Origin of the sequence: Bacillus sp. TSO22, assembly GCF_020223595.1 — a bacterium.
GTDB lineage: Bacteria > Bacillota > Bacilli > Bacillales > Bacillaceae > Bacillus > Bacillus inaquosorum.
On record NZ_JAHAWO010000014.1, the window covers coordinates 79,546 to 101,349 of the forward strand.

Sequence of the window (21,804 nt, forward strand, 5' to 3'; positions counted from 1 at the left end):
GTTGATCAAACTTCTGCGATATCTTCTCTTTATATTAAAAGAGCATCATTTCTATCAAACTTTGCCCCGGAGTTTAATTGACTTTCTAATCGATGTAACTGGTTTTAAAAAAACTAGTTTTGATATCTACAATTGAGGAGTTGGAAAAAGTGTCAAATTCACCAAGAAGGGACCGTAAATTGAATCAAATAGGCAAAATAGGTTTTGGGATATTGATTATTCTAGGTATAGCTTTATTATGCATTTCTTGGAAAGCACTTGCCGGTCCAAAGCAGGAACCCATAAAAGAAAGTGCTGCTGCTTCTGAGCAGATGCACAAAGAAAAGAACAAAAATGCAGCAGAAAAAAAGGAAGAACAAAAATCATCATCTGAAATCGGAAAGGTGGTCTATTTAACTTTTGATGACGGCCCAAACCCTGCTGCTTCAGAAAAAATTATGGATTTGCTCCATAAATACAATGCAAAAGGAACGTTTTTTATGTTAAAACCTAATCTCGAGCGAAATCCTGATCTTGTGAGAAAAATGGTGGAAAGCGGTCACTCTGTTGGGTCTCATGGCGTGACGCATCAGGTTTCCGAAATCTATAAATCCCCTGAAAGCTTTGCTACAGAAATGAACGACACGCTTGATTTTATCAATGAAACGACCAAAATCAACACACATTTGATAAGAGCACCTTACGGGTCAAAGCCCTACATTACCGGCCCATTTAGAGAAGTTGTTAAGCGCGATCATTTTAATCTATGGGATTGGACAGTAGACTCAGAGGACTGGAAGTACTCTCACGGCGAATTTGTAAAAAATACAATTCAACAAGTAAACAATCTTGTCGGGAAAGAGCCGCTTGTTGTATTAATGCATGAAAAACCGACTACTGCGGCATATCTAGAAGAATTATTAAAATATTTCCGGGAAAGCGGCTACGAAATGAAAGCAATTGATGATTCAATAAAACCGGTACAATTCAGATTCAATTGAAGTAAAAGTCTAACAATAAAATCATGATTAAGGTATCTTATATTAGCTTAAAAATATCACAGAGATGAAGGAATTATTTATGAGGGAACCGTTAACCTTTTTAACACAATTTCATTCCAAAAATATCTGAGATACGAAGCATAAGATACAGTGCATAACAACTTGTATAGGAATCTACCAACTTGTTTAGAAAGGATTATGATAGTGAAAATTGGGAGAAGGAAACTGAAAATGCAAAGTATTATATTGTTTATTCTAGCCCTCTTGTTAACCATTGGAGGCCTGACTTGCTACAGTATTTACCGCAACGTAGCAAAATCAGTCAATCATATGTATGAGCCTCTACATAGAGATTCCAAGCAACAAGATGATGGTATTGGGCATGATCCTATATCCATTCTTTTGCTGGGAGTAGATGAGCGCCCCGGTGATAAGGGGCGCACTGATTCGATGATCGTACTGACTGTAAATCCAGAGACTAAAACATCAACAATGGTAAGCATACCGCGTGATACCAGAGTATTTATGCAATCAAAGAATACCAATATTAAAATAAACGCAGCCTATACTTATGAAGGAATTGAAGGTACCGTTCAAACCGTCGAACAATTTTTAAACATTCCAATCAACTATTATATCAAAGTGAATATGGAAGGTTTTAAAGATATTGTAGATGCTATTGGCGGTATCAAAGTGAATAATGATTTCCCTTTCACCCTTGAAGGCGTACATATACCAAAAGGGGAACAGCACATTGATGGAAAGATCGCTCTTAAATATGCACGGATGAGAAAAGAAGATCCACGCGGTGATTTTGGGCGGCAGCAGCGGCAGCGTGAAATCATTAACGAAATTATTCACGAAGGTGCACAATTAAAATCATTAGCAAATTACCAAGGGATTTTAACCGCATTAGAAGAAAATATTCAAACGAACTTAACACTTGATAAAATGATTGATATTCAACGTTCTTATAAAGAAGCCGTTAACAATATTCATCAGATAGAAATAAAAGGTGATGATAAAAAAATAGATCACTTATGGTACCATGTTGTAACTGATGAAACGAGAAAGGACTTATCGAAAAAACTTCGCCAGCAACTGAATCTAGAATCTTAAAATAAATTCATAACCTATTACTCAGATATAGAGAAGAGTTTTTATCTCTTCTCTCATTTTTTCGTGAATATTTTATATCTCGTTTTATGCCCCAACTGCGTCCCGCTATTTTAACTTCTTTTACAAACGAATCACTTTCTATATGGGCCACCGCTGACAATAGAATCCGACTGATTTTCACCGGTACTCTCCCCTTTTTTAATTGTTCATCTTGCTTTACTGCTTATATACGATTATCCAGAATAGAAAATAGAATATTCGTTTTTTGCCTTAAAGCCTAGTTTAGTTGCTAAAGTGATGGACGAATTGTTATAAACATCACAATCCCAACTAGGAATAATCCCATTTTTCAGACAAAATTCTATAAATTCACTTCCAACACAGTAAGCTAAACCCATGCCTCTATATTCTTCAAGTGTATAGATATCCATTTCTGCATGATTATGCCCTAAAAATATAGAGGTACACTCACTTACAACATGATTGCCATGTACTACAGCAAATCCAAAGCCATTTGCAGAAAAATGTGAGACAGAATCCCAGTACTCCTCATAATAAGCTCTGTTAAACGCTGTGCTGTTAGAAATGATGTCTTCGTCTATTCTTTTCAATATAAGCCCCTTTGGAAGTCGAAAAACCGTTTTTGAAGGTTTTTGCTGAAAAGAAAATGCCATTCTTTTCATTTGGTTCAATTCGTCTTTCAGTATTGTTTTCATTACTCTATCCCATGTATCGCTAGAAGAAAACAAGGTAAATCTTTTTGTTGATTTCGATTGTGCTTCATAAAATCCAGCAATGAAATCGTTAAATTCTTGATTCCCGTGTTCTCCCGCAATATAATAAATTCCTGATTCAGTCCCTATAAAAAACGATTTAGGCAATGTTTGATCATCTACATAAACAATTCCCGGAATCGTTTGATCTAATATTGAATACACAAATGTTGGGCAACATTTGTTTTGAAACAATGTTATCAAGCCGTTATATTTTTCTTTGCTTAACTCTTGCAAACTGACAGCTCCTTTGGATAATTCCGGTAGTTTATACATTAAACAATCCTCTCTAACAATTCCCCCACTTTTTCTGCCATGACACGAGGCGGATAAGGCATTTCGTTTTTTAACCACCATTCCACTACCCCTACGTAAGCATTTGCAACAAATTCAACAATGACATCTTCACTTTGGCCGTGATTTTTTCCTTTCGTTATATCGACATCTTTCTTAAACTCTTCGATATTAAACTTAAGGAATTGACTGCGAAAATATCGCGCTCCTTCACTGGCTAACATCGTTGAAAAGAATAAATAATTACTCTCAAGGTATTCCATGCAGTGTACAGTCGATTCAATCCAATCCATTTCAGTTGCTGACTCGCAAAAATCCCCCATATTGTTTATATGTTCTTCCATAATTTTATTTAATAGATCAAATTTATCTAAGTAATGAAGATAAATGGTTCCTCGATTAACATTTGCTCTGTCAGCAATATCCTTAATTGTAATGTGATCAAAACTTTTTTCAGTCATCAGCTCAATCAGAGCCCTCTTAATCGTTTCTTGGCTTTTTGTTATTCTTCTATCCACTTTGGACATACCTGGTCACCAAACTTTCTTAAGATAATCAACAATTTCGTTTGAAATGTTGAATAATCAACAAATTGCATGAATTTAACCATTGTACACACTATTTTTCTATTTACAATAATAAACAACTGCTGATTCATTAATCAATAATGCTTTTCCTTTTCAAATGGCGTCAATGTCCATTTAAGTTACAAAATCCTATTCTGTTCATCGCAGGTGAAAATGCCAACGCTAGGTACTTCAGCGAAGATGCTTACAAATTGGCGGCAAACTCAATGCAGGGCATGTGGATCTGTACGACAAAAAGCAGTACATCCCGTTTTACAAGCTTGAGTCCTTCTTTGAAGAGAATCTGAAGAAAAAATGAGGTTTTTTTAAAACCTCCTCTCTAAGCTTTTTAAAAAGATTTTTATTAAAGGTTACATTGTGTCAATCATGATCATATGAGGTGAAGAATGATTAAAAAACAGTTTACGATCATTAAGGAAACAGGATTTGCGAGACCAGCAACCTTGTTAGTAAGTTTATCTCATCGATTTACATCAGATATTTTTCTTAAATATCGAGGAAAAACTGTTAATCTAAAACACTCACCTAAGTCCATAATGGACATTATGGACTTAGGAATAAAACCTGGAACCCAAATATATATACAGGCTAATGGAGCTGACGAAGCGCAGGCTATACAATTCATTAAAGATTATTTAATAAAAAGAGATTATGTACAGGAAACTTGATGTCCGCCCATCAAAGGTGGACCGGATATATATACCCTAAAAAAATGTAAACCTGTAGCCTAATTATTAAATACTGAAGTTAGGAGTTGCTTGTTTGACCAAACGAAATAATTTATTAATATTTATATTGACCGTTGGAACTTTTGGCATTATAAACACCGAAATGGGAGTTATCGGGATATTACCTTTCATTGCTGATTATTTTCATATTAGTGTATCTAAGGCAGGATGGCTGGTGAGCCTCTTTGCACTTACTGTTGCAATATGCGGGCCAACTATGCCGTTATTATTTTCGGGGATAAACCGCAAGAAGGCAATGTTGCTTGTACTTGGTATTTTTGTTCTGGGTAACATAGTCTCTCTATTTGCAACAAACTTTACGATCGCAATAATTGCTCGCGTGATTCCAGCCATTTTTCATCCCATTTATTTTTCAGCGGCTTTTACAATAGCTGCTCACTCAGTTCCCAAGGAAGAATCACCAAAGGCTGTTGCTAAGGTAATTATGGGAGTGTCTGCAGGTATGGTGCTTGGTGTGCCAATCGCAAGTTTTCTTGCTAGTACGCTTTCGCTTCAAATGGCCATGTCATTCTTTGCTATCGTGAATGCTCTAACATTCATTGCTACATTCGTATTTTTCCCTTCTATGCCTGTTAAAGAAAGACTTTCTTATGGAGCACAGGTAAGCGTATTAAAAAAAACAGTTACTTGGCTTTCCATTACTGCTGTTATTTTAATAAACTCAGCAATATTTGGGGTGTATAGTTATCTTGCTGAGTTTCTGAAAACAGTTACGGAAATGTCTCCAAATACAATTAGTTTAATATTAGTCATCTTCGGCGGGGCAAATATGATTGGAAACATTGCGGCAGGTAAGTTACTCACTAAAAATCCCATCAAATCTGTCATTTTTTATCCATTCATATTAGGATTCGTGTACATCATATTATTTTTAATAGGGCAGTTTACTTTACCTATGGCTATCATTACTTTAGTTTGGGGAATAGTAGCTGGGATCGGAAATAATATCAATCAATATTGGATTACATCTGCAGCTCCAGAAGCTCCTGATTTCGCTAATGGATTATTTTTAACATCAGCTAACTTAGGAACAACCATTGGCACAGCTGCAGGCGGATTATTTATATCAGTATTTGGTATCCAATACGTCGTATTAGTGGGATTTTTATCCGCTGTATTAAGCTTGATATCGATTTTACTAAGAACTTCTATGTATAGTCCCGAGAAACAATTTTTCAGATAAACTGTACACCCGCAATAAAATGGTAGGTGAAATTTAAAAACATACCAATATCATTTGGTATGTTTCTTGTTTAGGCAGACCTTCAGCATTGTGAACAAGTTCCATGTATGTTCTCATCGATCACACTAATCCTTTAATCCCTTTCCATTGAGGATTTTCTCCATATATTTTTCAATCCTTGACTCTCGTGTTTTGGATTGTTTGGCTTGAGAAAAATAAAGAATGTATGCTCTTTGCCGCCCCGGGGTTAATGCTTCAAAAGCAGCTTTCAAGGCAGGGATTTCATCGAATTTACTTTGAAGTTCTTCAGGAATTTTATATTCAGTATCCTTTTTAAAATCCACTTCCAAACCGGCTTTTTCAACCTCAATGGCTTCATGAATATAGGCTTTCAAGATGGTTTCCATTTCAACTATTTCCTGAACATTGGTGAACCGAATCTGACGTGCCGCCTGTACATTCTCCGTTTGTTGGATGAGAATCCCATGGTCATCCTTTATCAAGGCACCTTTGTGAAACAGAAGCGCACAATATTCTTTAAATCCATGTATTAAAACGATGTTTTTACTATTAAACGTGTAACAAGGATGCTTCCACTTAAATTCTTCGGTCAGCTCAAAGTCAAGACAGATATTTCTTAACTTCTCGTATTCTTCCTTCCACTTTGTAGCTTTACTTAAAAATTCATCAACCTTAGGATTCGTTCTGCTATTTGACATCATGATCCCCCTCTTTCCGGAGCAGTTCGGTTTATTCCTTTGCGTTATTCCACTAACAATTTTTTAGGCTCTTCCCGATTCTACATAGATATCACGCTCTGTTTTTCTTCATCCCCTCCCCCTGCCCTGTCAATTTTATTTTTGACATCATGGTATTTGTTTTATTCTCCTATCATCCATTGTATAGGTTCAAACTATATGATTTATTCAATAGATTAAGCTTACGGTGAAGATTATGCAACCATAAAAAAAGGCTTGGACAAGAAACTTCTGACCGTTTAGAGGACTTACTTTGAGCTAAATAGGAAATTTGCGGGCTGTTGCATTTCACGTCGAAATACATCTCCTGATTTATAATAAACGTTATCAATGCAGGAAATCTTATAAGATATGCCCCGGTACACTTTGCTATTCAAGTGCTACACCCAAATCATCAAGGGCTATATCCATGTCCACAACACAAAAAAAGAGAAGGCCTCTTTCCTCGAAATTAGGGATAAAGCCTTCTAACCTTGTTTTATTATTTCACTGTCAACTTGGCAAGGGTGTTCATTAAATGTAACGATTATTAGTATTTAACTTCTTTATTCCTACCAATTAATAAGGTTACTACAACACTAGTTATACTAACTAAAGTTCCTGCAATAGAAAGAAGAATTGTCAAAAAACCATTGGGAATAAGAAATCCAATTGGAATGAGCCCCATAAAAATTAAAACGATAAAACATTGATATACTCCAGATATTATTCTTACAACCCAGTTACCAAAAAAGGACATGGCTAATGGAGGGATGAATAAAAATACAACGATCCCAATTGATATCATTAAGATAATAGGCTCATCAAATGAAATGACATTATCTCCAGGGGAATTTTTAGCAGCCACAAGTACAACAATTATAGACATAATTAGCGTAAGAAAAACCAGAGAAAACCTTTTTAACAACGTTATGACTCCTTTTTTTTAAACGTACTAAAAACGGGTATCCTGCTTTTTTCCAATTTCCATAACCACTTTATGTTATTCAATGAAAAAATATGAATGCAGTTCTATTTTTCATTAATTCTTCTAGTGAATTCTGATAAAGCTCTTGCAATATCAATTCGTTGACGTTGACCTCCTGAAAACTTCACTCCTTTTTCGCCAATACTGTAATGTAACCTTTATCTAATAACATAACAAATTCATGGAAATTAGACGATTCAAAACCTACAGCGCTTCAAAAAAGAAATTTCAAAACAAACCACCGAATAATTGTTGTAGTATGCATATGTCTTTATAGAATGTTTTAAGAAACCAACTTTTTTAAAATACCTGTACAAATACAGGTGAATAACATACTTTATTACATATAAGTTATCCTGCAAAACTGTGCACGGAATGTCGGGTAGATACTTTTCACTCCTGTTATTCTTTTGTAAAGGAGGTCAAATAAATGGATTCGCTTAAAAGGATGAATAGAGCATTAACGTATATTGAAGAAAACCTCACTAATGATATTGATTTTAAAGAAGTAGCGAAGCTTGCTTTCTGCTCTGATTATCATTTTAAAAGGATGTTTTCCTTCCTTGCAGGTATTTCATTATCGGAATATATCCGTCGCAGACGTCTTACTCTTGCAGCTTTTGAACTTAAAGACAGCAACGTAAAGGTTATTGACATTGCAATAAAGTACGGTTATAACTCACCAGATTCCTTTGCACGAGCATTTCAAAATTTGCATGGCATAAGACCATCAGAAGCTAGAAATAATGGCCATTCACTTAAAGCTTATCCACGAATGACCTTCCAATTATCAATCAAAGGAGGAAGTGAAATGAACTATCGTATTGAAGAAAAAGAGGCATTTCGCATCGTTGGCATTAAAAAAAGAGTTCCCATTATTTTCAAAGGGGTTAATCCGGAAATTGCGTCTATGTGGGAAAATTTAGATGAAGAAGCAATAAATAAACTTAAAAAGCTTTCTAATGTAGCGCCTTTGGGTCTGATTAGTGCATCCACGAACTTTTCTGAAGGTCGGTTAGAGGAAAAAGGAGAGCTCGATCACTATATTGGCGCAGCCACAACGAAACAGTGTCCACATCATCTCTCACAGCTTGAAGTTCCTGCCTCAACGTGGGCTGTATTCGAAGCAATCGGACCATTCCCGGATGCACTGCAAGAAGTATGGGGACGCATTTATTCCGAATGGTTCCCATCGGCAAATTATGAACAAATAGAAGGCCCAGAAATACTGTGGAACGAGTATAAGGATGTAACATCGCCATCTTTTAAAAGTGAAATTTGGATACCGATTTCAAAAAAGAGAAATAAGAGGAACTAAAGGTTTCTTTAAGGAAGGGGGCTAACCCCTTCCTCTTTCAACGTCAGCAAACATTTCATAAGCTGGGTGAATTATTCTAACACTAGGTCCTCAACATTATAAAACCATATCACTGGTTATGAAAGCATGTTTTCATTACACTCTCTATCTTTCACTCTATATGTTTTTACGTATTATGGTTGAAAATTGGTGATTAAATTTGTGCCCATATAGATCAGCAAACATGTCATTAATGCCAAGTCATGAATTCCTAAAGGAGATTTAATAACTCATTTTTAATGAAAAACTGATTTATATACACGGACCCATTGACATTTCCTTTATTGGAAATCCGACAAGTTCCCTATTGTTTTGATGTTATTTTTGCTTGATCTGATTTTATAAAAAAGTTATTGACAACAAAAAATTAATCATGTTATTATTAAAATTTTGATAATCCACCTCCATATATGGTAATCTTAAGAAGGTTACCATATATGGAGGTGGATGATATGTTTCAAATTGGCGATAACATTGTTTATCCAATGCACGGAGCAGGTATAATTGAAGCCATAGAAGAAAAAGAAATCTTAGGAAAAAAACAACAGTATTATGTCATAAAAATGACTATTAGTAATATGCAAGTTATGATTCCAACGCGTAAAATATTGAGTTCAAGTATACGACCAGTTACTGATATACGTGCATTAAAACACATTATACACATTTTTCAGCATGGAGAATCAGATAGGTTACTGCCGTATAAGCAAAGGTATATAGTAAACACGAACAAAATAAAAACGGGTGAAATACAAGAAGGCGCTGAAGTTGTACGTGATTTAATGCGTATGAAGAAAGAAAAAGCACTTAATGCAAGCGAAAAAAAAATGTTGGATAATGCATATGAATTTTTGATTAGTGAACTGGAAGTAATTAAAGGAATCACTGAAAAACAAATAAAAAGTTTCTGTTAAGATTAATTATAGATCATGTATTGCATAAATACCCTGAATTTTCCGATAATATTATGATGAAAAGTAAATCCATTTCAAAAACGTTCAACTTCTTCAACTTACTTTTAGAACATTAACCTCTTTTGTTATTCCTTCTAATCCATTTTTATTATTTAAATGTCTTCACGAACATTTGAAGTTTTATCAAAAAACTCGATAAAATAGTCACTCGATTTTTGTAATCCTGATTCACACTGGCACGGACAAGGAGCCGTAAGGATGGAAGAGAGGCAGGGCTTTCATTGAGTTAGGTATATCTAAGTGATTATTTCTGGAAGAAAGTACAATCAATCTCACCTCTATCTTTAAGAATTTCTTATATCCATTGCGACAGTGAATAGTAATTGTTTATCTTAAATGTAGGTCTATACGAAAAGAAAAGTAATTAATTTATATACATTCCGCATATTGTCAATCAAGTATGTTATACTGTAAACAAACCTTTGAAGTGTTAAATCTTTTTCTATTACCTTGTAGCATCTCCCTACTCGAACGTTGAGTAGGGTTTTTTATTGAGTATTATACAGCAGAACATAAAAAAACAGGCCCTCTATAAAGAGCCTGTTTGTATACACGATTGAAGATTAAGCAGTTTTTTGAACGTTAGCAGCTTGAGCTCCACGAGCACCTTGCTCAACGTCAAACGTTACTTTTTGACCTTCGTCTAAAGATTTGAATCCGTCACCTTGGATTGCAGAGAAGTGTACGAATACATCGTCTCCATTTTCACGTTCGATAAATCCAAAACCTTTTTCTGCATTAAACCATTTCACTGTACCTTGTTCCATTTTGTTGCCTCCTAGTGCGTTACCACACATTGTTTTACTATCCCTGCCCAAAGTATCATCAAGACGAAAAGTCGATATTCATACTATCCTTTACACCGAACAAAAATAATTCTTCTTTATCTTAACACGAAACGGAAATAACTGCAAATTAATATTATCGTTTTATTCATGGCATTATTTCTTTAAACGTGTGGATATCAGTGCAGAAGCAATAAGCAAAAATAGAAAATGTCAATAATTTCGCATCGCTTCAAGCTTTGTTTCTGCAGATGCTTCCAAACGGTCACTCATGGTATATCCCCATTTGCTAAGATGCTCATAAAAAATAAACTTGCCCATAAATAATCTGCCTTTTTAATTAATGAATAATGGAGTTATCGATGGTACGTCCTCATTAGAAAAAGAAGAGGACACAGAATATTGGTGTGTTGCGATGTCACTACCCCATTAAAAAACCTTCAGGAAATCTCTATACTTTGTCATGATAAAACTCCTTTCAATGTATTAGTAAAAAGAGTTAGTCTCTTAATTGATGGGCGCCTTTAAGGCATTGATCCCTTAGTTAAACGCAATCAAGAATGTTGCGAAGGAGAATCTCGTTGTGCCTGGCCAGAATCCAGTTTAGCTTTTGCACGTACATTACCGACGGCAATTCCACCTAATATGAGGATGACTCCCATCCATCGTACTATGCTCACATGCTCTTCTAACACTAGTGCTGCCATTGAAACAGCTACTGGAAGTTCAGATGCTGTTAATATGGTGCCAAGTCCTGGTCCAACATGTGGCATCCCAATGGTAAATAAAAGAGGCGGAAGGACAACTCCAAAAAAACCAAGAAGCAAACCATAGGGTGCCACGCCCTTTAAAACAGGAAGATCAAATAGATATATAGGGGGAAACAATAGAAATACAACGACTAAACCCCCGGTGGAAAGCAGAGCACTCTTTAGTAAGGGTGGAGTATCTTTCCCAACTGAACCACTAAGAAGGATGAAGGTTGAAAACGTTAAGGAAGCGAGTAGTCCCCAGATTATACCTTGCCAAGACATATTCATTCCCTTCGCTGAAATAATCCCAGCTGCTAGGATAGACCCGACTAGCAGGATAGCTATCGAAATTATTTTCCCTTTTGTAGGCTTTTTCTTATAAAACATCCACTCAAAAAATGTACCAATCCAAACAAATTGGAAAAGTAAAATGATAGCTAGTGATGCATGAAGTGATTGTAACGATTGATAATAAAATCCTCCTGTTAAACCAAAAGGGATGCCGGATAGTAGTAACTTAATAGTTTGACTTCGCGTTACTTTTCGCTTTTTTGTAAACAAAACTAGTATCCAGACCATCAGTGTGCCAAATAAATACTGCCCACCTGTCACCTCAGTGACCGAATAACCAGCTGAATAGGCTAGCTTAACGAATGTAGATAATATCCCGTAACAGCAACCACCTAAAAATACAATTAATCCATAATGCCAACTTTTCAAAAGTTCTCCCTCCTTTTTTTCATAAAAAAAGCCACACTACTATCAATTGACAGTAGTGTGGCGAAAATAGAGTTTCCTCTAGAAAAATCCACGCTCTAAAATAGATTTTATTATTCAAATTTAACAGTATTATAAAATCAAAAAATGTTAATTGTCAATAAAATAATTGATTCTGTTTACAAAACTTATTTTAAATTTGTCCTTATAAAATTTAAATACCGTTTAATGAAAAACTAAACATTAAACACAATGTCTTTTTTTGGAAATACATTCATAACTATGTTATGCACCAACTCGCCTTTTTTTTATTAAACCTAACGGCACAGGCAGTTCATGGGCTTCTCTAGAAAGAGCTTTACTGAAAAAAAGACCCTTATACCGTGTGATTTTTTGACGCACCCAGGCCAAATATGAACAGCAGAATGCTGACCATAAGCAACAATGATATTGGGAGGTTCCAGCTTGCCGTGACGTCATGGAGCAAACCAAACAAGGTCGGTCCTGTTGCAGCCAGCAAATATCCAACAGATTGCGACATACCGGACAAAGAAGCCGCATCGGAGGCATCCTTCGTCCGCAAGCTTAAAAAGATCATAGCCAAACTGAACGCACATCCCCCAGCAATTCCGAGTAAAATTGTCCATAACAAAATAAGTGCATTATCGCCAAAATAAAGGCCACTCAATGAAACAAAAAACAGGACAGTCATTATGACAACCAGTAAACGCTGGTTCTTCATGCGTCCCGCAACGATCGGTACGATGAATGATACGGGAAGCGAAGCGAATTGAAATAGCGATAGCATCCAACCAGCGCTGTCTTCACTTAAGCCCCGGCTTGTCATGATTTCAGGTAACCAAGCGATCAAAACATAGAAAAGCAGAGACTGCAATCCCATAAAAAGTGTAATCATCCATGCCAGCGGTGAACGCCACAGACTTTGCCGCGTCGACGCACCGCTAGTTGTTATCATGGCTGACGCGTGACTCGCCCGCGCTTTAGGAAACCAGAATAGTGCGGCTATCAGAGCGAGCAATCCCCAGATTCCAAGTGCGCCATTCCAGCCAAAACCGAGATTGCGGGCGAGCGGGACACTTACACCGGAGGCTACCGCACCGCATAAATTCATCGACACTGAATACAGCCCTGTCATAAGACCGACATTATGAGAAAAATCCCGTTTAACAAGACTTGGAATTAGCACGTTGCACACCGCTATCGCGAGCCCAAGTAAAACGGTGCCTGCAAACAAAGGAACTGTTGCGGTCAGCGAGCGGACAACAATACCTACCATGAGAAGAACCAATGCATAAAGTATGATCCGTTCCATCCCGAAGCGGCGCGCCAAGATAGGTGCGAAGGGGGAAAGAAGCGAAAAAGCAAGCAACGGCAATGTCGTAAGCAAGCCTGCCGCGGTATGCGATAATCCAAGGGACTCACGAATCGATCCTACCAGTGGGCCTACCGACGTTAGCGGTGACCGCATCGTCAGTGATATAAGGACGATGCCTATGATGATCGGCCAACTCAATGAGAGCGAACGCTTTAACCCAGTTGGCTTCGTACCACTTTGTACGCTCATGGCCGCTCCCCCTCTTCAACGGCGATAACATCCTTCGATTCCTGGATATAGCGATGAACTGCTTCCACGGCACGATCGGCGTCCTGACCGATAATCGCTTCCACCAGCTGTCTGTGCATTTCCAAAAAATCCGCATCGACTTCATAACGAGTCAGGCTTGTAATCGAATCTTGCAACGCTTCAGCGATATGGTTGTATATTTCGATCAATATTTCATTATGCGACGCCTTGACGATGCTTTGATGCAGATGAATATCCGCCGTTACAAAGCCATCAATGTTACCGAGTTCTGCCGCTGCCTCGCAGCGTTCCAGTTGGAGAAGAAGTTCGCGGGCCTCGTCGTCGGTTCTGCGTTGTGCAGCTAGATGGGCTCCCTCACGTTCGAGTGCATACCGGACTTCTAATGTTTGCAACGTATCGGAGCGCAAAATACGTTTTTTCAACACGGCCCCCAAAGCACTTGAAGAGCAGACATAAGTTCCGTCACCTTGTTTCGTCTTTAAGAGTCCCGCATGTATCAATGCCCGAATTGCTTCCCTTAATGTATTGCGGCTAACATTCAGCTCGTTCATCAACTCCGGCTCGGCCGGAATGCGCATCCCGACACCCCACTTGCCTGATTCGATCAAACTTTCCATTTGTAGAGCGACTTGCTCAACCAGCGTCTGCCGGTTTGTTTTCTGAAGCATGTGTATATCCTCCTGTAATGCATTTATCAAACATAGGATGTTTGGTTAATTGGTATTTTATCACGCCTATGAAATTAAGACAACAAAATAAGAAGGTAATTAAAGAGGCAGGGAATGCCGCTGCTCATGGTGATGATATAGAATTTAACAGCAAAATGGCAGAGCCTTTATTTAAATTTACAAGCGAATATTCTGTATGAGTTATGGAGTTAGGAGATAAGCCGATACTCTCGGAACCTTGCATAATATCTAAAGAACGCCCACCACTTTCCTGCATGGTGAGCGCCATAATAATATTCACTTGGTCAAAAACGCCTTCCTGACGGGCGTATTTCTCAAATACCGCCCTACATCGTTCCACTTCCGGTGCAATGCCAACTGTTTCATATTCGCCATCCCCGCCGCCTATAAAATCGTCATGACCACTACGATACATAAAGCAAAAAAGAAGATAAGGAGCCGAGAATACTAAAGAAAGAACTACCTATTTACTCATCATCTTGTTCTTTTATCCCTTCTCAGTCGATCTTCTACTTTTGAAGAAGTGCGTCTTGCTATATCATTTAAAGACACTTGCTCGAATGTATTTACACTTTGTTCAGTTCGTCTAATGGTTTGTGATGAACAATAGGTTGATCCTCTACTTTTGTAGGTTGAGGGCTTTCAAAGCCATGTTGTGGTTCAGATTGACTCATTATGACTTTTTGATCCGAACGTTTGATTTCTGCTGTTTTCTCTTGGGCTACAGGCTCACTCTTTGAAACAGAATCATCTTTCTGGACTTCAAAATCTTGTTGCTGATCTGTTTCAGTATTCAGATTTTGTTCTTCATAGACATACGCTTCCCGATGAGTGCGTTCTGTATCTTTTTCATTCTCTTGTAAGACTGACGCTCGATTAAAAGCAGTTTCTTCTTCATGTTGTAATGAAGCATCGTCAGATTGTCGGTGATGACTTGCAGGATGTTTAAGAATCTGTTCCACACATTCTTTTTGATCTGTTCTAGTTGATTCATCCTTCTTATCCTGTAAAATAGGTGCTCTTTTTGATAATTCCTCATTTCCTTCATTCAAAGCATCTTTCAGCATAGGAGAGTTTATTCCGTCTTTTCTCAATCTGTCTAAATGAGATTGCTGTTTATTTTTTGTTGCATTCGCAAATGCTTCTTTTTGTTGTTTTTTCGATAGAGTTTGAGGATTTCGTTTTAAGTTTCGGCTGTTATGTCTAGCTATTCCGTTTGCAGTCTCTTTTTGCGGGGTTCTTGAAATAAAATGAGCATTGTCATATCCCATAGCAGCCCCACTCGGTGAATTACCGCCACTTTCACTAGTGACACCTTCTGAATTTGAACCATTTTTACCCCTGATAACATTTCATCACTTAACCTTTCTAAAACTTCATCTAATAAGTGGATATTCATATTATTCATGCATTTGTCTATCCTCTTTTTTAAACCGGCTGAATAGAAAGTTTAAATAAATGTTAATTTAATGTTTTTCTGCAAAAAAAGACATCATTTTCATTCTATTAATGCTATTATACTTCCATCCTATTGAATAATAGGAAAATTAAGCAAGGGAGTGTTGTCATATGTTTAAAGCAAAGTTCAAAAAAACGATAGGGATGGGTATCGTTGCAGCAGCCTGTTTGATGACTACTGCATTGCCGGCAAGCGCTGCGCCGGCGAATGTAAACGATGCCAAGTCAAATGATTATACGATTAAGTCATTCCATTATTTATCTGTAGATGGAAAAGATGTGAATTCTCCGGCCCAAGTGAACAACAAATCCAACAACATAAAAGTGACCATGGTTCTGCCTAAACAGAATAAAAACGGCGATTTGTTGGCATATGGATTCACGAGCAAGGTAACTTTAGAGGCATTTATCGCAAAAGATAAACAAAGGCTTCAAAACAAATTCCAGCCGACGGCAAGCGGCTCTTGCTGTACCGATTTCTATGAGTATAAAAATAAAGGCGGGCAGTATATTTATTGGAGAGACGGATTTACAAACTTGTCTTCCGCTTGGAATGACAGAATTTCCTCTTTAAGTACGGCTTCACCTTCTTCAAGCTATTCAACGACGCTCTGGGAGCATACTTCAACTCAAGGGTATGGCAAAGGAGTTATGTTTAGACATTCTGATTGGTATGGAAAAACGGCCAATATGGCTTCAGATTGGGACAACAAGGCTTCGGCAATCCAAATCAAGTAATCTAGGTAAAGAAGTTTCAAAATCACTATTCTCTTAAGAAGAATGAGAATAGTGATTTTTTGTATTGTCATGACAGTTGCCAGTTTGCTGTGCTTATATAATGACTAGTCTAAAATTTTTGATAAATCTGTACATGAAGATATCTTAAAAAGAAATCCATGTGACAACGTTAAACGATTACCTTTAACAAGAAAAAAATGAAGTTTTGGAGACCAGAACAATTCAAAAAATTTATTAGTTTAATACCTCAAGATCAGTTATTGTTTAAAAACTGTTATACCGTTGCACTATTCAGACACCAAGGAGAACCACTTTACATCATTTCTATAATTTTGTATGAATTATGGTTAATAATTGGTGAGCAAAAAACACCCTTACTTCCCCACTTCTCCAAATCTCATTATAAAATGATCTAATTTTCGTTACCTCTCTTAAAACAATTAAAACTACAGAGCCACTATATTTCTTGGTAATTGAACTTACTTTCTTTCAATTTAGTTCTTCAGTTTAAAAAATCTTTTTTATATCGAACGGCTAGATAGATTCCTGAAGCTAATAATGCAAGAGAATATTTAAATAAGAAGAAAACTTGCCACATATATTCTTTCGGGAAAATCAAGTCGCACAAAATTACTCCATATAACATAAAGAGGCCACTTTTTAATGATATTTGATTTGTTCTTTCGTCAGCCTTACCCATTTTTTTAAGAAATACGAATGTCAGAATCAATCCGACTACAAGCAATACAAACCCACTACCAATAAGAATACTCCAATTTCCCGGAGAATGTTCAGCCCAAGACTTTAAAGGGGAAAAAATGGCGTTAGTGATAGTATCTGAGATCGAATTCATTTTCATTTTTGATCATTTCCTTTCTCATAAGTAAAAATCTCGTTTACATCCACATTAAAAAATTCGGCAATTCGAAAAGCTAACAGCAGAGTCGGAACATAATTTCCTTTCTCCATTACAAAGATGGTTTGTTTGGAAACCCCGACTTTCTTTGCTAATTCTTGCTGAGACAATCTGGCAAGTACACGATATTCATAAACCTTATTTGAGATCGAATCACCAAAATCTTTCTTCATGACCATCACCTCTTGAACCAAATTATAAACTGACCTTATACAAAAGTAAAGTAAACTTATACAAAAATATAAAATACCTTTATGTTTACCTAGATTACTTTGATTTAACATGAACCAGAATGCAGAAAGAATCTGACGAAATTCCTGATTCTGTAAGGTTCACATATCGATCTAGTGTAATTTATGGTTTTTGGTTGTACATTTTTTGATATCGAGTGGTGCAAAAACGGTTAGAGTGGTGCAATTGTAATCTATTTGAAAAACAACAGTAAACGGTTTAAGGCGGTGCATACGGAACAAATAAATCTTGGTTATCACTCTGAAGGAGCAGAAATTGTGGAAACAATTGATGTTTACGAATAGCTATATCCAAACAAACAGGAAATGGATGGTTAATTAAATTAGTTGGCTTACTGTAGGTAAGTGGGCAGTCTGAGGGCAGTAGACAATTTTAAAAATAAGTACAAAAAATACCAAAGGTCTACAACCCTTGGTATCATTGATGCGGCCGAGAGGACTTGAACCTCCACGGGTTATTCACCCACTAGGCCCTCAACCTAGCGCGTCTGCCATTCCGCCACGACCGCGTGATCATTAAATTGTTTGTGCTGGTTTATTAGGCTCTTAACCTAGTAAAACCGATTTGCGTGCACTTTGTAAATAAAGTGCGGGTGAAGGGACTCGAACCCCCACGTCGTAAGACACTAGATCCTAAGTCTAGCGCGTCTGCCAATTCCGCCACACCCGCAAAAAGACAAATGGTGAGCCATGAAGGACTCGAACCTTCGACCCTCTGATTAAAAGTCAGATGCTCTACCAACTGAGCTAATGGCTCTTACTATTCAATTTCAAAAATAAAAATGGCTGGGCTAGCTGGATTCGAACCAACGCATGACGGAGTCAAAGTCCGTTGCCTTACCGCTTGGCTATAGCCCAACGAAAATGGAATGACCCGTACGGGATTCGAACCCGTGTTACCGCCGTGAAAGGGCGGTGTCTTAACCGCTTGACCAACGGGCCGATGGTTGAGAACTTATATCGAATTCTTATGGCGGAGAAGGAGGGATTTGAACCCTCGCGCCGCTTACGCGACCTACACCCTTAGCAGGGGCGCCTCTTCAGCCACTTGAGTACTTCTCCAATATGGCTCCACAGGCAGGATTCGAACCTGCGACCGATCGGTTAACAGCCGATAGCTCTACCACTGAGCTACTGTGGAATAATGAGACAAGACTTATTATATCAGCCTCGATTTACAGTGTCAAGAGGTAAATGTTTTTATTTATCTCTCGTGACGACTTTTATAATGTAACATAGGCTTGCCATATTCGTCAACCTTTTTCACGAAAAAATTCTTTTTATTTTTCCGCGGCATTTTCCGCATCTGTATCTGTCAGGGTTCATGGCACGCTTCTTTATATACTGTTGGCCGCAGGCCGTGCAGATATACATATAAGTTTTTTTGCTTTCTGTTTTTTTCTTAAGGGGTGTACAGAACCTTGGCGCGTTGACCTGCTGCAGCAGCACTCGAAAATCTCTGTCTCTGTGCTTGTACCCTTTTCCCTCAAGGTGAAGATGATAATGGCAGAGCTCGTGCTTAATGATGCCGATCAGTTCCTCCCTGCCGTGCTCAATCAAATATTTCCTGTTCAATTCAATGTTATGAGAGGTTAACAGGTACCTTCCGCCCGTGGTCTTGAGCCGGTCATTAAAAAGCGCCTGATGGCGGAACGGCTTTTTAAAATACGTTTCAGAAATATCCTCTGTCAGCTTTTGAAGCTCTTTGTTATCCATGGTGCACCTCACTTAAAAAACATTGAACGGGACAATTCACCGTTCGCATACAATATGGTAATCACCGTCCCTCTTATGATAAAAGCTGAGGAGGAATGAGCCTATGCCAAATTGGCTTAAAAAGCAGATGCAAAAAGCGTTCCTTGAAAAAGATAATTACCAAATTAAACTGCTGAATCAATGCTGGTATTTCTATAGGAAAAAACACTGCTCGTAAGCAGTGCTTTTATTTTACCATAGACAGCGATACTCTGCCTTTTTGTACATCTACGCCGTCAACCCAAACTGTCACGATATCGCCGACAGATACGACATCAAGAGGATGCTTGACGAATTGATTGCTGAGTTTTGAGATATGCACAAGCCCGTCTTGTTTGACTCCGATATCAACAAACGCTCCGAAGTCCACTACATTGCGCACGGTGCCCTGCAGCTCCATTCCCTCTTTCAAATCTTCCAGCTGAAGGACGTCTGTTTTCAGCAAAGGCTTAGGCACCTCATCGCGAGGATCGCGTTCCGGCCTTGTCAGCTGTTCACAAATATCTTTCAGGGTGATTTCTCCGATTCCCAGCTCTTTTGCCGTTTCAGAAAGCGCCAGCTGATTGATTTTGTCCTTCAATTCCGCCGTGCCGATTTGTTCTGTTGAAAGGCCGAGCTTTTTCAATAGCGCTTTTGTTTCTTTGTAGCTTTCCGGGTGGATGCCTGTTCTGTCCAAAGGCTCTGTCCCTTCCTGCACTCTTAAGAAACCGATACACTGCTCATAGGTTTTCGCACCGAGTCTCGGGATGTCCTTCAATTCCTTTCGATTAGAAAACTTCCCGATTTCCTCACGTTTTTTGACAATGTTGCCTGCGACAGACTTTGATAATCCCGCTACATATTGAAGCAGCGCGGCGGATGCTGTGTTGACGTTTACTCCAACCTGGTTAACGACCGTTTCGACGACGAAACGCAGAGATTCATTTAAGCGTTTTTGGCTGACGTCATGCTGATACTGCCCGACACCCACAGACTTTGGATCGATTTTGACGAGTTCCGCGAGCGGGTCTTGAAGTCTTCGCGCAATAGATACGGCACTGCGCTCTTCAACCTGAAGTTCAGGGAATTCTTCTCTGGCAAGCTCAGAAGCCGAATATACGCTTGCTCCCGCTTCATTGACGATCACATAATAAATTTTACGCGGCATGTCCTTCAATACATTGACGATGAATTGCTCCGTTTCTCTGGACGCCGTGCCGTTTCCGATCGCCACCATCTCGACTTGATACTGCTCAAGAATCGCTTTGACTTTTTCATGGGCTTCCTTCGTTTTTTTGACTGGCGCATGGGGGTAGATGACATCAATTTTCAAGACTTTTCCGGTCTCATCCGACACAGCGAGCTTACAGCCAGTTCGGAAGGCCGGGTCAACACCGAGAACGGTTTTGCCTTTCATCGGCGGCTGAAGCAGAAGCTTTCTCAAGTTTTCAGAGAAAATATGAATCGCCTGTTCATCCGCTTTTTCTGACAGCTCTTTTCTGATTTCACGCTCTATTGCCGGCTGGATCAGCCTTTTATAGCTGTCTTCAATCGTCTCCTGCAAAATCTCTTTTACAGATGTTGAGCGGTTCTTGATGATTTGTTTTTCTAAATACTCCTTGATTTGATCCGCAGGCGGTTCGATAGATACCTTTAAAATGTCTTCTTTTTCGCCGCGGTTCATCGCCAGCACCCTGTGCGGAACGACTTTTGCGATTGGCTCTTCATACTCGTAATACATTTCATAAACATTTTTCTCGTCGGTGTCTGCCGACTTACCGGCTGCAGACTTAATGGTTCCTTTTTTAAAGGTTTCCTGGCGAATCCACTTTCTGAAATTCGGTTCGTCAGAGATTTGTTCCGCAATAATGTGCTTGGCGCCTTCAATCGCTTCTTCCCTTGTGAACACTTCTTTTTCTTCACTGATGTATTGGTCTGCGATTTCTGCCAGACGATCATCCTGCGGAAGTGTCAGGATATAGTCGGCAAGCGGCTCGAGGCCTTTACTTTTCGCGACTGTCGCCTTTGTTTTGCGTTTTTGTTTATACGGGCGGTAAAGGTCTTCCACTTCCTGAAGCTTCACCGATTGCTCAATTTTTCGTTTTAAGTCATCTGTCAGTTTATCCTGCTCTGCAATGAGCCTGATGACTTCTTCTTTTCGCTGATTCAAGTTTTGTATGTATTGCCAGCGTTCAGAAATCGTCTGAATCTGAACCTCATCCATTGAACCCGTCTGCTCTTTTCGGTACCGGGCGATAAACGGGACTGTGTTGCCGTCCTCTAGCAGGCGGATGACACTTTCAACGTGTTTTTGTGATAAACCTATTTCTTTCGCAATTTGCTGTTTTAAAAGGGCTGACGTTTCCATGTAACCATAGCCTCCAATTTTGTCGTTCTTTCTCTAGTGTATCAAAAAC

Annotated in this window: 20 protein-coding genes, 7 tRNA genes and 3 pseudogenes; 9 read left to right on the plus strand and 21 right to left on the minus strand. The window is 38.4% G+C overall.

Going from position 1 to position 21,804, the window contains the following annotated elements:
• The first annotated feature begins 149 nt into the window (after positions 1-149).
• Both KHQ79_RS17665 and KHQ79_RS17670 read left to right on the plus strand, forming a co-directional pair.
• Positions 150-980: a polysaccharide deacetylase family protein gene (locus KHQ79_RS17665; protein ID WP_225516355.1), complete on the plus strand. Its 831-nt coding sequence runs from the start codon at positions 150-152 to the stop codon at positions 978-980.
• A 231-nt stretch (positions 981-1,211) separates the two neighbouring features.
• Entirely contained in the window at positions 1,212-2,099 is an 888-nt protein-coding gene (locus KHQ79_RS17670; RefSeq protein WP_225516357.1) for an LCP family glycopolymer transferase, read from the plus strand.
• 233 nt (positions 2,100-2,332) lie between these two features.
• Here the strand turns inward: KHQ79_RS17670 and KHQ79_RS17675 are convergent, their stop codons facing one another.
• Together KHQ79_RS17675 and KHQ79_RS17680 are read right to left on the minus strand one after the other, a co-directional pair.
• Positions 2,333-3,148, minus strand: coding sequence for a GNAT family N-acetyltransferase (locus tag KHQ79_RS17675; protein ID WP_225516358.1), 816 nt, complete (start codon positions 3,146-3,148; stop codon positions 2,333-2,335).
• Positions 3,148-3,693: a TetR/AcrR family transcriptional regulator gene (locus KHQ79_RS17680; protein ID WP_225516359.1), complete on the minus strand. Its 546-nt coding sequence runs from the start codon at positions 3,691-3,693 to the stop codon at positions 3,148-3,150. The genes KHQ79_RS17675 and KHQ79_RS17680 overlap by 1 nt, the downstream gene beginning before the upstream one ends.
• A 446-nt stretch (positions 3,694-4,139) precedes the next feature.
• On the opposite strand from KHQ79_RS17680, the gene KHQ79_RS17685 reads away from it, so the two are divergent.
• Both KHQ79_RS17685 and KHQ79_RS17690 read left to right on the plus strand, forming a co-directional pair.
• Positions 4,140-4,421, plus strand: coding sequence for an HPr family phosphocarrier protein (locus KHQ79_RS17685; protein ID WP_225516360.1), 282 nt, complete (start codon positions 4,140-4,142; stop codon positions 4,419-4,421).
• A gap of 94 nt (positions 4,422-4,515) precedes the next feature.
• Positions 4,516-5,685, plus strand: coding sequence for an MFS transporter (locus KHQ79_RS17690; RefSeq protein WP_225516361.1), 1,170 nt, complete (start codon positions 4,516-4,518; stop codon positions 5,683-5,685).
• Positions 5,686-5,810: 125 nt separating this feature from the next.
• Here KHQ79_RS17690 and KHQ79_RS17695 read toward each other — a convergent pair whose 3' ends face one another.
• Positions 5,811-6,404 carry a YdeI/OmpD-associated family protein gene (locus KHQ79_RS17695; protein ID WP_225516362.1) on the minus strand — a complete coding sequence of 198 codons (594 nt, stop codon included), beginning with the start codon at positions 6,402-6,404 and terminating at the stop codon, positions 5,811-5,813.
• A 568-nt stretch (positions 6,405-6,972) separates the two neighbouring features.
• Complete coding sequence (locus KHQ79_RS17700) at positions 6,973-7,350, minus strand: hypothetical protein (protein WP_225516363.1); 378 nt, start codon at positions 7,348-7,350, stop codon at positions 6,973-6,975.
• Positions 7,351-7,840: 490 nt separating this feature from the next.
• Between KHQ79_RS17700 and KHQ79_RS17705 the strand changes: the two genes are divergently transcribed.
• Entirely contained in the window at positions 7,841-8,728 is an 888-nt protein-coding gene (locus KHQ79_RS17705; RefSeq protein ID WP_225516364.1) for an AraC family transcriptional regulator, read from the plus strand.
• 491 nt (positions 8,729-9,219) lie between these two features.
• Positions 9,220-9,681, plus strand: a complete 462-nt coding sequence (locus tag KHQ79_RS17710) for a CarD family transcriptional regulator (protein WP_003240494.1) — start codon at positions 9,220-9,222, stop codon at positions 9,679-9,681.
• A 623-nt stretch (positions 9,682-10,304) separates the two neighbouring features.
• Here the strand turns inward: KHQ79_RS17710 and cspC are convergent.
• The 6 genes and pseudogenes from cspC to KHQ79_RS17740 form a co-directional block, all read right to left on the minus strand.
• Positions 10,305-10,508: a cold shock protein CspC gene (gene cspC / locus KHQ79_RS17715; RefSeq protein ID WP_003240492.1), complete on the minus strand. Its 204-nt coding sequence runs from the start codon at positions 10,506-10,508 to the stop codon at positions 10,305-10,307.
• Between the two features lie 572 nt (positions 10,509-11,080).
• Positions 11,081-11,998, minus strand: coding sequence for an EamA family transporter (locus KHQ79_RS17720; RefSeq protein ID WP_103671969.1), 918 nt, complete (start codon positions 11,996-11,998; stop codon positions 11,081-11,083).
• 373 nt (positions 11,999-12,371) lie between these two features.
• On the minus strand, positions 12,372-13,580 hold the full coding sequence (locus KHQ79_RS17725; protein ID WP_225516365.1) for a CynX/NimT family MFS transporter: 1,209 nt from the start codon (positions 13,578-13,580) through the stop codon (positions 12,372-12,374).
• Complete coding sequence (locus KHQ79_RS17730; RefSeq protein ID WP_225516366.1) at positions 13,577-14,269, minus strand: FadR/GntR family transcriptional regulator; 693 nt, start codon at positions 14,267-14,269, stop codon at positions 13,577-13,579. The genes KHQ79_RS17725 and KHQ79_RS17730 overlap by 4 nt, the downstream gene beginning before the upstream one ends.
• 181 nt (positions 14,270-14,450) lie before the next feature.
• A pseudogene (locus KHQ79_RS17735) lies at positions 14,451-14,753 on the minus strand (lysozyme family protein); the annotation flags it as partial.
• Positions 14,754-14,764: 11 nt separating this feature from the next.
• Positions 14,765-15,627 (minus strand): annotated as a pseudogene (locus KHQ79_RS17740) (hypothetical protein); the annotation flags it as partial.
• 232 nt (positions 15,628-15,859) lie between these two features.
• Here KHQ79_RS17740 and KHQ79_RS17745 point away from each other — a divergent pair.
• Positions 15,860-16,486, plus strand: coding sequence for a hypothetical protein (locus KHQ79_RS17745; RefSeq protein WP_003240468.1), 627 nt, complete (start codon positions 15,860-15,862; stop codon positions 16,484-16,486).
• Between the two features lie 108 nt (positions 16,487-16,594).
• Positions 16,595-16,773, plus strand: a pseudogene (locus KHQ79_RS17750) (tyrosine-type recombinase/integrase); the annotation flags it as partial.
• A gap of 215 nt (positions 16,774-16,988) precedes the next feature.
• On the opposite strand, the gene KHQ79_RS17755 reads toward KHQ79_RS17750, so the two are convergent.
• The 10 genes from KHQ79_RS17755 to KHQ79_RS17800 form a co-directional block, all read right to left on the minus strand.
• Positions 16,989-17,345, minus strand: a complete 357-nt coding sequence (locus KHQ79_RS17755; RefSeq protein WP_225516367.1) for a DUF2178 domain-containing protein — start codon at positions 17,343-17,345, stop codon at positions 16,989-16,991.
• Positions 17,342-17,575 (minus strand): helix-turn-helix transcriptional regulator, encoded by a 234-nt coding sequence (locus tag KHQ79_RS17760; protein ID WP_003240464.1) that lies wholly within the window; start codon positions 17,573-17,575, stop codon positions 17,342-17,344. The genes KHQ79_RS17755 and KHQ79_RS17760 overlap by 4 nt, the downstream gene beginning before the upstream one ends.
• 503 nt (positions 17,576-18,078) lie before the next feature.
• A tRNA-Leu gene (locus KHQ79_RS17765) sits at positions 18,079-18,162 on the minus strand.
• Positions 18,163-18,241: 79 nt separating this feature from the next.
• Positions 18,242-18,323 (minus strand) — tRNA-Leu (locus tag KHQ79_RS17770).
• 11 nt (positions 18,324-18,334) lie between these two features.
• Positions 18,335-18,410, minus strand: a tRNA-Lys gene (locus KHQ79_RS17775).
• 26 nt (positions 18,411-18,436) lie between these two features.
• Positions 18,437-18,511: transfer RNA gene (locus KHQ79_RS17780), tRNA-Gln, on the minus strand.
• 12 nt (positions 18,512-18,523) lie between these two features.
• Positions 18,524-18,595, minus strand: a tRNA-Glu gene (locus tag KHQ79_RS17785).
• Between the two features lie 29 nt (positions 18,596-18,624).
• A tRNA-Ser gene (locus KHQ79_RS17790) sits at positions 18,625-18,715 on the minus strand.
• 4 nt (positions 18,716-18,719) lie between these two features.
• Positions 18,720-18,794, minus strand: a tRNA-Asn gene (locus KHQ79_RS17795).
• Positions 18,795-18,916: 122 nt separating this feature from the next.
• Positions 18,917-19,369, minus strand: coding sequence for a SprT family protein (locus tag KHQ79_RS17800; RefSeq protein ID WP_019257543.1), 453 nt, complete (start codon positions 19,367-19,369; stop codon positions 18,917-18,919).
• Between the two features lie 103 nt (positions 19,370-19,472).
• On the opposite strand from KHQ79_RS17800, the gene cmpA reads away from it, so the two are divergent.
• Entirely contained in the window at positions 19,473-19,586 is a 114-nt protein-coding gene (gene cmpA, locus KHQ79_RS17805) for a cortex morphogenetic protein CmpA (protein ID WP_003225207.1), read from the plus strand.
• Between the two features lie 9 nt (positions 19,587-19,595).
• On the opposite strand, the gene KHQ79_RS17810 is transcribed toward cmpA, so the two are convergent.
• Positions 19,596-21,755, minus strand: a complete 2,160-nt coding sequence (locus KHQ79_RS17810) for a Tex family protein (RefSeq protein ID WP_225516369.1) — start codon at positions 21,753-21,755, stop codon at positions 19,596-19,598.
• Positions 21,756-21,804 lie beyond the last annotated feature (49 nt).

Coding starts and splice junctions, on each gene's coding strand:
- KHQ79_RS17680 (WP_225516359.1), bottom strand. CDS start 3,693: ATGTCCAAAGTGGATAGAAGAATAACAAAAAGCCAAGAAACGATTAAG.
- KHQ79_RS17670 (WP_225516357.1), top strand. CDS start 1,212: ATGCAAAGTATTATATTGTTTATTCTAGCCCTCTTGTTAACCATTGGA.
- cmpA (WP_003225207.1), top strand. CDS start 19,473: ATGCCAAATTGGCTTAAAAAGCAGATGCAAAAAGCGTTCCTTGAAAAA.
- KHQ79_RS17725 (WP_225516365.1), bottom strand. CDS start 13,580: ATGAGCGTACAAAGTGGTACGAAGCCAACTGGGTTAAAGCGTTCGCTC.
- KHQ79_RS17810 (WP_225516369.1), bottom strand. CDS start 21,755: ATGGAAACGTCAGCCCTTTTAAAACAGCAAATTGCGAAAGAAATAGGT.
- KHQ79_RS17675 (WP_225516358.1), bottom strand. CDS start 3,148: ATGTATAAACTACCGGAATTATCCAAAGGAGCTGTCAGTTTGCAAGAG.
- KHQ79_RS17685 (WP_225516360.1), top strand. CDS start 4,140: ATGATTAAAAAACAGTTTACGATCATTAAGGAAACAGGATTTGCGAGA.
- KHQ79_RS17800 (WP_019257543.1), bottom strand. CDS start 19,369: ATGGATAACAAAGAGCTTCAAAAGCTGACAGAGGATATTTCTGAAACG.
- cspC (WP_003240492.1), bottom strand. CDS start 10,508: ATGGAACAAGGTACAGTGAAATGGTTTAATGCAGAAAAAGGTTTTGGA.
- KHQ79_RS17695 (WP_225516362.1), bottom strand. CDS start 6,404: ATGTCAAATAGCAGAACGAATCCTAAGGTTGATGAATTTTTAAGTAAA.
- KHQ79_RS17755 (WP_225516367.1), bottom strand. CDS start 17,345: ATGAAAATGAATTCGATCTCAGATACTATCACTAACGCCATTTTTTCC.
- KHQ79_RS17705 (WP_225516364.1), top strand. CDS start 7,841: ATGGATTCGCTTAAAAGGATGAATAGAGCATTAACGTATATTGAAGAA.
- KHQ79_RS17730 (WP_225516366.1), bottom strand. CDS start 14,269: ATGCTTCAGAAAACAAACCGGCAGACGCTGGTTGAGCAAGTCGCTCTA.
- KHQ79_RS17760 (WP_003240464.1), bottom strand. CDS start 17,575: ATGAAGAAAGATTTTGGTGATTCGATCTCAAATAAGGTTTATGAATAT.
- KHQ79_RS17745 (WP_003240468.1), top strand. CDS start 15,860: ATGTTTAAAGCAAAGTTCAAAAAAACGATAGGGATGGGTATCGTTGCA.
- KHQ79_RS17710 (WP_003240494.1), top strand. CDS start 9,220: ATGTTTCAAATTGGCGATAACATTGTTTATCCAATGCACGGAGCAGGT.